The 8,105-nt window shown below is 67.3% G+C and carries 6 protein-coding genes; 4 read left to right on the plus strand and 2 right to left on the minus strand.

The genetic code is table 11. The annotated features are described in order from the left end of the window. The first annotated feature begins 155 nt into the window (after positions 1 to 155). Both ACILR9_RS32720 and ACILR9_RS32725 read left to right on the plus strand, forming a co-directional pair. Positions 156 to 1,322 (plus strand): iron-containing alcohol dehydrogenase, encoded by a 1,167-nt coding sequence (locus tag ACILR9_RS32720; protein ID WP_395714181.1) that lies wholly within the window; start codon positions 156 to 158, stop codon positions 1,320 to 1,322. Then, positions 1,319 to 3,769 carry an FAD-dependent oxidoreductase gene (locus ACILR9_RS32725; RefSeq protein WP_395714182.1) on the plus strand — a complete coding sequence of 817 codons (2,451 nt, stop codon included), beginning with the start codon at positions 1,319 to 1,321 and terminating at the stop codon, positions 3,767 to 3,769. The genes ACILR9_RS32720 and ACILR9_RS32725 overlap by 4 nt, the downstream gene beginning before the upstream one ends. Here ACILR9_RS32725 and ACILR9_RS32730 read toward each other — a convergent pair. Next, on the minus strand, positions 3,766 to 5,451 hold the full coding sequence (locus tag ACILR9_RS32730) for a Na/Pi cotransporter family protein (protein ID WP_395714183.1): 1,686 nt from the start codon (positions 5,449 to 5,451) through the stop codon (positions 3,766 to 3,768). The two genes, ACILR9_RS32725 and ACILR9_RS32730, sit on opposite strands and share 4 nt — an antisense overlap. Positions 5,452 to 5,633: 182 nt before the next feature. Here ACILR9_RS32730 and ACILR9_RS32735 point away from each other — a divergent pair, with 182 nt between their 5' ends. Further along, a complete protein-coding gene (locus tag ACILR9_RS32735; RefSeq protein ID WP_395714184.1) occupies positions 5,634 to 6,170 on the plus strand; it encodes an Lrp/AsnC family transcriptional regulator in 537 nt (178 codons plus the stop codon). Here the strand turns inward: ACILR9_RS32735 and ACILR9_RS32740 are convergent. Then, entirely contained in the window at positions 6,130 to 7,029 is a 900-nt protein-coding gene (locus ACILR9_RS32740; protein ID WP_395714185.1) for a LysR substrate-binding domain-containing protein, read from the minus strand. The two genes, ACILR9_RS32735 and ACILR9_RS32740, sit on opposite strands and share 41 nt — an antisense overlap. Before the next feature lie 49 nt (positions 7,030 to 7,078). Here ACILR9_RS32740 and ACILR9_RS32745 point away from each other — a divergent pair. Next, positions 7,079 to 8,105, plus strand: a 1,027-nt coding sequence (locus ACILR9_RS32745) for a 2-aminoethylphosphonate--pyruvate transaminase (protein WP_395714186.1), incomplete at its 3' end; no start/stop codon positions are given.

An 8,105-nucleotide genomic window follows, 5' to 3' on the forward strand; every position in this document is an offset into this window, starting at 1 on the left:
CGAATCGCCAGGGACGCGAAACTGCCCACGGCGAATCCCCATGGCGGCGACCCGCCGCTCTCCAATGATCGGTAGTTGCCGTGCTAGCGTGGCGCCAGGAAACAAGGATGGCAGATGTCTGTGAATGGTCTTCTCGGTCGCAAGGAATTCGCCTGATGGCATCGCTTCTGACCGGCAACTGGAATTACCCCACGGCGATCCGTTTCGGCGCCGGCCGCATTCGCGAATTGCCTGACGCCTGCAAGGCGGCCGGGCTGAGGCGCCCGCTGCTGGTCACCGATCCGGGCCTGGCGAAGCTCTCGATGATCTCCGACGCCATGCTGGGGCTGCGCAAGGCGGGGCTCGAGGTCGCGTTGTTCAGCGACGTGAAACCCAACCCGGTCGCCGGCAACGTTGAGTCCGGTGTGAAGGTCTTGCGGGCCGGCAAGCACGATGGGGTGATCGCCTGGGGCGGCGGCTCGGGCATCGACACCGCCAAGGCGATCGCCTTCATGGCCGGCCAGGCCCGTCCGATGTGGGATTTCGAGGATATCGGCGATTGGTGGACGCGCGCCAATCCGGTCGGTATCTATCCCTCCGTCGCCGTACCGACCACCGCCGGCACCGGCTCGGAGACCGGCCGCGCCTCCGTCATCACCGACGAGGCGACGCACACCAAGAAAGTGATCTTCCATCCCAGGATGATGCCCAGCGTCGTCATCGCGGACCCCGAGCTGACGGTCGGCCTGCCGCCCACGCTCACGGCGGGCACCGGCATGGACGCCTTCATCCATTGCCTAGAGGCCTACTGCGCACCGGGTTATCACCCCTATGCCGAGGGCATCGCCGTCGAAGGCATGCGCCTGGTAAAGGACAACCTCGTGCGGGCGGTCGACAACGGCCGCGACGTCGAGGCGCGCAGCCACATGCTGGCGGCCTCGCAGATGGGCTCGACGGCGTTCCAGAAGGGATTGGGCGCGATCCATTCGCTGTCGCATCCGGTCGGCGCCGTGCTCGACACCCATCATGGGCTCACCAACGCCGTCGCCATGCCCTACGTGCTGCAGTTCAACCGTCCGGCGATCGACGACAAGATCCAGCGCCTGTCGCGCTGGCTGGGCCTGCACAATCCGACCTTCGACGGCTTCATGGAATGGACCCTCGATTTCCGGCGCCGCGTCGGCATCCCGCACTCCTTGGCGGAACTCGGCGTAAAGGAAAGCCATCTCGACAAGTTCGCCGAGATGGCTGCCGTCGATCCGACGGCCGGCGGCAATCCGGTCAAGGCGGGCGTCCCTGAAATGCGCCGCATGTACGAAGCAGCACTTGCAGGCAGGCTATGAGCACCTTCCCGACCCAGGCCCGCGTCGTCATCGTCGGCGGCGGCATCATGGGCTGCTCGACGGCCTATCACCTCGCCAAGCTCGGCTGGAAGGACGTCGTCCTGCTGGAGCAGGGCCGATTGAGCGGCGGCACGACATGGCATGCGGCCGGCTTGGTCGGCCAGCTGCGCAGCTATCAGAATCTCACCCGCCTGATCCGCTACAGCACCGAGCTCTACTCGAAGCTCGAAACCGAGACCGGGCTGGCGACCGGCTGGAAGCAGTGCGGCTCGCTGTCGGTGGCGCGGACCGAGCAGCGCATGGTGCTGCTGCGCCGGTCGGCCGCCATGGCCAATGCCCAGGGCGTCGACTGCGAGCCGCTGACGCCCAGGCAGGCCGGCGAGAAATATCCGATCATGCGGACGGACGATCTGGTGGGCGCCGTGTGGTTGCCGGGTGACGGCAAGGCCAACCCGGCCGACATCACCCAGGCCTTGGCCAAGGGCGCGCGCAACGCGGGCGTGCGCATCTTCGAGAAGACCCGGGTCACCTCGATCGACACCAGGGATGGGCGCGTCACCGGCGTGCAGACGAGCCAAGGCCCGATCACGGCCGAGATCGTGGTCAATTGCGGTGGTCAATGGGCCCGCCAGCTCGCCCGCTCGGTCGGTGTGACCGTGCCGCTCTATTCCTGCGAGCACATGTACATCGTCACCGAAAAGATGGAGGGCGTGCCGCGCGACCTGCCGGTGATGCGCGATCCCGACGGCTACATCTACTTCAAGGAGGAGGTCGGCGGCCTGTTGATGGGCGGCTTCGAGCCCGAGGCCAAGCCGTGGGACAAGGATGTCATTCCGGACGATTTCGAGTTCGGCATACTGCCGGACGACTGGGACCAGTTCCAGATTCTGATGGACAACGCCCTGATCCGCGTCCCGGCGCTGGAGAAGACCGGCATCAAGACCTTCATGAACGGGCCCGAAAGCTTTACGCCCGATCTCAACTACGTGCTGGGCGAGGCGCCGCAGCTTAAGAACTTCTTCGTCGGCGCGGGCTTCAACTCGATGGGCATCGCCAGCTCGGGCGGCGCCGGCATGGCGCTGGCCGAATGGATCGTCGCGGGCGAGCCGACGCTCGATCTGTGGCCGGTCGATATCAGGCGCTTTGCCGGTTTCCACGGCAACGATACGTGGCTGCGCACGCGCGTCGCCGAGACGCTCGGCCTGCACTACAAGATGCCGTGGCCGCAGCGCGAGCAGGAGAGCGGGCGGCCGTTCCGTCGCTCGCCGCTCTACGACCGGCTGAAGGCGCGCGGCGCCTGGTTCGGCAACAAGATGGGCTGGGAGCGGCCCAACTGGTTCGCCGGCGCCGGGAAGACTCCCGACATGCAATACGGCTGGGGTCGCGGCGCCTGGTTCGACGCCGTCGGCGCTGAGCATCGCGCGACGCGCGAGAGCGTGACGGTGGTCGACGAGACCTCGTTCGGCAAGATCCTGGTGCAGGGCCGCGATGCCGAGGCGGCGTTGCAGCGGCTCGCCGCCAACGACGTCGCTGTGCCGGTCGGCCGCACGGTCTATACCGGCATCCTGAACGAGCGCGGCACCTTCGAAAGCGATCTCACCATCGCCCGCCTGGCACGCGACAGGTTTCTCGTCATCACCGGCTCGGCACAACCGATGCGCGACATGGATTGGTTCACCCGGCATGTGCCGGAGGACCTGTTCGTCACGTTTGCCGACGTGACGTCGGCCTGGACCGTGCTGTCGCTGATGGGGCCGCAGAGCCGCGCGCTGTTGCAGAAGGTGAGCCGGGCCGATTTCTCCAACGAAGGCTTCCCATTCGCCACCTGCCGCGAGATCGGCGTCGGATACGCCACGGTGCTGGCCTCGCGTCGCACCTACATGGGCGAGCTGGGGTGGGAGCTCTATGTGCCCGTCGAGTTCGCGGTCACCGTGTTCGAGACCCTGCACGAAGCCGGCGCCGAGTTTGGCCTGCGCGACGCCGGCTACTACGCCGTCGAGGGCCTGCGCCTGGAGAAGGGCTACCGCGCCTGGGGCCGCGAGCTGACGCCCGACGACACGCCGTTCAATGCCGGCCTCGCCTGGGCGGTAAAGCTCGACAAGCCCGGCGGATTCATCGGCCAGAATGCCTTGATCAAGGCAAAGGCCGTGCCTCTGGCACGACGGCTGGTGTCGGTCGTCCTGCAGGACGGCGAGCCGCTGCTGTGGGGCGGCGAAGCGCTGCTGCGCGACGGACGTCCGGTCGGCGATCTCACCTCGGCCGGATACGGCCACACGATTGGTACGTCCGTCGGACTGGGCTACGTCAAGCGCGGCGACGGTGCGGCGATCGATGCGGCTTGGCTCGAGGGTGGCAGGTTCGAGGTCGATCTGGCCGGCACGCGTCTCGCGGCGAAGGTCTCCCTGCGCTGCCCCTTCGACCCGGCGGGCGCACGTATCAAGGGTTAGGTCGACGCCGCGGCTTGTCCGGTCACCGGATCGGATGCGCTCTTGAGTCGCGTCTCGGCGAGCTCTCCGGCGACTTCGAGAATCGGATAGGCGACCGTCGTCAGGTGGCCGTTGATGCGCTTGAGGTCGCGGATCACGTCCATGTGGATCGAGCTTGTCTCGATCGATTCTGGGCGGCCCTCGCGCAGACGGGCGAAATGGCTGTCGGCTGCTTGTGCCTCGGCCTCGCGGATGGCGGTCTTCTCGGCGACCAGCCGGCGCGCCAGGGCGATGTCGCGCGTGGTGAAGACGTTCAGCGCCAGGCGCAAATTCTCCTGCACGCGGGCATGGAAGGCGCGGAGCTCGGCCATGCCCTCGGGCGAGAAGGTGTAGCGATTGCGGATTTTCTTCGCCGCCAGCTCCATCAGGTTCTTGTCGATGATGTCGCCGACATGCTCGAGGTTGGTGGTGAAGGTCAGGATCTCGACATAGCGCCGGCCATCTTCCTCGCCGAGCTCGGTGCGCGAGGTCTGGATGAGATAGAGCTTGATCGCCTCGTAGAGCCGGTCGACGGCATCATCGGCCGCCTCGATCGCCTTCACGGCCTTCGGATCGTTGCGCTCGAACACCTCGATGCTCTGGCGCAGCATGTCGCCCACGCGGTCGCCGAGATTGAGCGTCTCGCGCAGGGCGCAGCCTAGTGCCTCGGTCGGCGAATCGAGGACATTGGGATCGAGATGGCGCGGCTTGCCGGGATCGTCGGCGATCGGTTTGTCGGGTAGCAGGCGACGGCACACCCACGCAATCGCATCGGTCAGCGGCAGGAAGACGAGCGCCGCGGCGATGTTGAAGGCCGTGTGGAAATTCACCGCAAGCCGCGCCGTGGCGGGATCGAGCCATTGCAGCGCCGGCAGCAGGATCCCGAGGAAGGGCAGGGCGGCTACGCCCACCAAGCTGCGGGTGATGAGATTGGCCAGCGGCACGCGGCGGGCCGCGACGTCAGCGCCGGCCTGCGCCATGTAGGGCGCCAGCGCGCCGCCGATATTGGCGCCGATCACCAGGGCCAGCGCGAGCTTGGGCTCGACGATGCCGCTGCCGGCAAACGACATGATCAACAGAACGACCGAGAGGCTCGAGTGCACGAACCAGGTGGCGAGCGTCGCCAGCACGACGGCGATCACGTACTCGTCCTGCAGCCCCTGGAGGGCGGCCATGAAGGCGGGCGATTCGCGCAGCGGCTGGGTGGCGATCGCCAGGAGCTTGAGCGACAACAGCATCAGGCCGAGGCCGATCGCGACGCGACCGACATGGCGCGGCTTGTCGTGCTCGGTCGACAGGAAGCCGATGACTCCGACGCCGATCAGGAGCGGTGACATCCAGCCGAGATCGAATGACAGCACCTGGGCCGCGATCGTCGTGCCGACGTCGGCGCCCAGCATGACGGCGAGCGCGATCGACAGCGGAATAAGACCGCGGCCGGCGAAAGAAGACAGCAGCAGCGCCGTTGCCGTGCTCGACTGCAGCAGGCCGGTGATGGCGAGGCCGCCGGCGAAGGCGGTGAAGCGGTTGCGCGAGCAGGCGGCGATGGCGCGCCGCAGCGCAGCGCCGAAAGCGCGCGTCAGCCCGGTGCGCACCATGCGCACGCCCCACAAGAGGAGCGCGACGCTGCCCACCACGTTGAGGACGGTCTCGACGCCATGCATGATCGCAAAACCCTACGCCTCACGATCATCTGGTTAAAGTTCTTTGACAGTTCTGTGACGAAGTGGTCACGGGCGAGCTCGGCCACTTCTGAGCACCCTTTCTGTGGCTCGCGCAGACGCGGCAGCGAGCAGTCTAGGATGGTGACCTCCGCGTCCAGCCCGACCGCCATGAACTATCCGGAATGGCGCAGGAAACCAAACAGGCTGATCTGGACAGGATCGATGCCGCCATCCTGTCCGAGCTGACGGCCAATGCCCGCGCCAGCCAGGTCGAGCTGGCGGCGCGGGTCGGCTTGTCGAGCACGGCGATCTCGCGCCGGCCGCGCGCCCTCGAGGGTCAGGGAATCATCCGCGGCTATCAGGCCATTCTCGACCTCGGTAGCTTCGGCCTCGCCACGACCGTGCTGGTCAGGATCGCGCTCGAGAGCCAGAGCGAGGAGGCGTTGGCGGCGTTCGAGGCCGGCGTCGCCAACTGTCCGTCGGTAACGCGGGCGTGGCGCAGCTTCGTAAGCAGACGGCGAAAATCTGTCGTCCTGGCAAGGCGTTTACGGAGCAAGCGCTGCCGACGAAGGACCTCATCGCCGCAGGCCAAGGAGGACCTTGCAGCTCCCGGCGATGAGATCCTTCGCTTCGCTCAGGATGACATGAAGGGAATCACGCTCTCCTCGCCACTTCGCGTCAAGTTGCTGCCTCCGCCAACCGCTCGGCTTCGTCCATGAAGGCGCGCACCAGCGCCAGGCGGCGGCTCTCCTGCGCGCAGACGGCGTATTCGGCCACCTGCAAGGGCCGGTCGCTCACGACGAGGCGGCGGAAGCGGCGGTCCTGGCCGAGCTCGCTTTCGAACACCGCGCCGATGCCGAAGCCCGCGGCCACGGCTTCACGCACGCCCTCGCGCGTCTCGACCTCGACGATGGCGTCAGGGCGCACGCCGGCATCGGCCATCGCTTGCTCCAGCACCTCGCGGGTGATCGAGCCGCGCTCGCGCAGCACCAGCTCCAGCCCGGAAAGGGCAGCGAGCGGAACGCGGCCGCGTCTTGCAAAAGCATGTCCGGCCGGAGCGAACAGCACCAGACGGTCGCGACGCAGGCGAACCGCATGGAGCCGCGGGTCCGACACGCTCTTGGCCATCACCGCGACGTCGGCCTCGTGGCGCAGCAGGCGCTCGAGCACGACGGCGGAATTGTCAATCGACAGGGCAAACGTGAGGTTCTGCGCGCGCTTGCGAAGGCTCGCCATGATCGGCACGACATGGTGCGCCGAGTCTGCAGCGATGCGCAGGTGTCCGCGGGTCAGCGCCTGCTCGCCGGCCAACAAGGCGCGCGCTTCCTCCTGGAGCGCGAACAGGCGGGTCGTGAGGCCGTGCAGCTGCCGGCCGGTTTCGGTCGGCGCGATGCCACGGCCGCGCCGGTCGAACAGGCGCACGCCGTAGGTCTTCTCCAAGGCGGTGACCTGGCCGGACAGGTTGGGCTGGCTGAGATCGGACGCGCGCGCGGCGGCGGAGAAGGAGCCGGATTCGGCGACCAGATGAAAGGCACGGAGCTGGGTGGGCGTCATATAGGTGAAACCGATGGAAGGCATATCGAATATATACTAGACGGATAGACTTCGCGACCGCATGGTGCCGGCCATGAACACCCGACCCGCCGCCTCCGAAACCGGCGATCCGCTGCTGCTGACGCCCGGTCCGCTCACCACCTCCGCCACGGTCAAGCAGGCCATGGTTCACGATTGGGGCTCGCGCGATGCCGAGTTCCTGCGCATCAACCGAATGGTGCTCGACAGGATCGCCGAGCTGGCCGGCGCCACGGGTACCCACGTCACCGTGCCGGTGCAAGGCTCGGGCACCTTCGCGGTCGAGGCGATGATCACCAGCTTCGTGCCGCGCACGGGAAAGCTCCTGGTGCTGGTCAACGGCGCCTACGGCCAGCGCGCCCTCAAGATCGCACAGATCGCCGGCCGCGCCGCCGTAGCGCTGGAGACGCCGGAGGACACGCCGCCCGATCTCGCGAAGCTCGATCGTCTGCTCGCCGGCGACCCGGCGATCAGCCACGTCTTCGCCGTCCATTGCGAGACGACATCGGGCATCCTCAATCCGATCGTCGAGATTGCCGCGCTGGTGGCGCGTCACGGCCGCCGCCTGCTGGTCGATTCGATGAGCGCCTTCGGTGCGCTCGAGATCGATGCGCGCCACGTTCCCTACGATGCGCTGGCCGCCTCGTCGAACAAGTGCCTCGAGGGCGTCCCCGGGCTGGGCTTCGTGATCTGCCGCAACGAGGCGCTGGCCGAGTGCAAGGGCAACGCGACCACGCTGGTGCTCGATCTCCACGATCAGGCCGACGCCTTCGCGCGCACCGGGCAGTACCGCTTCACGCCGCCCATCCACGTCATCGTGGCGCTCGGCAAGGCGATCGAGGAGCACGCGGCCGAAGGCGGCGTCGCCGGCCGCGCCCGGCGCTATCGCGACAACGCCAGGGTGCTGATCGACGGCATGCGCGCCATGGGCTTCCGCACGCTGCTCGGCGACAGGCTGCAGGCGCCGATCATCGTCACCTTCCACATGCCGACCGATCCCAAATTCGTCTTCCAGCGCTTCTATGACGGGCTGAAGGATCGCGGCTATGTGATCTATCCTGGCAAGCTCACGGTCGCCGATT

It is taken from the genome of Reyranella sp. (assembly GCF_044224635.1).
Classification (GTDB): Bacteria; Pseudomonadota; Alphaproteobacteria; order Reyranellales; family Reyranellaceae; genus Reyranella.

What these genes read in the sequence shown, in the direction of transcription:
- ACILR9_RS32735 (WP_395714184.1), top strand. Translation starts at nt 5,634, where the DNA reads ATGGCGCAGGAAACCAAACAGGCTGATCTGGACAGGATCGATGCCGCC.
- ACILR9_RS32740 (WP_395714185.1), bottom strand. Translation starts at nt 7,029, where the DNA reads ATGCCTTCCATCGGTTTCACCTATATGACGCCCACCCAGCTCCGTGCC.
- ACILR9_RS32720 (WP_395714181.1), top strand. Translation starts at nt 156, where the DNA reads ATGGCATCGCTTCTGACCGGCAACTGGAATTACCCCACGGCGATCCGT.
- ACILR9_RS32725 (WP_395714182.1), top strand. Translation starts at nt 1,319, where the DNA reads ATGAGCACCTTCCCGACCCAGGCCCGCGTCGTCATCGTCGGCGGCGGC.
- ACILR9_RS32730 (WP_395714183.1), bottom strand. Translation starts at nt 5,451, where the DNA reads ATGCATGGCGTCGAGACCGTCCTCAACGTGGTGGGCAGCGTCGCGCTC.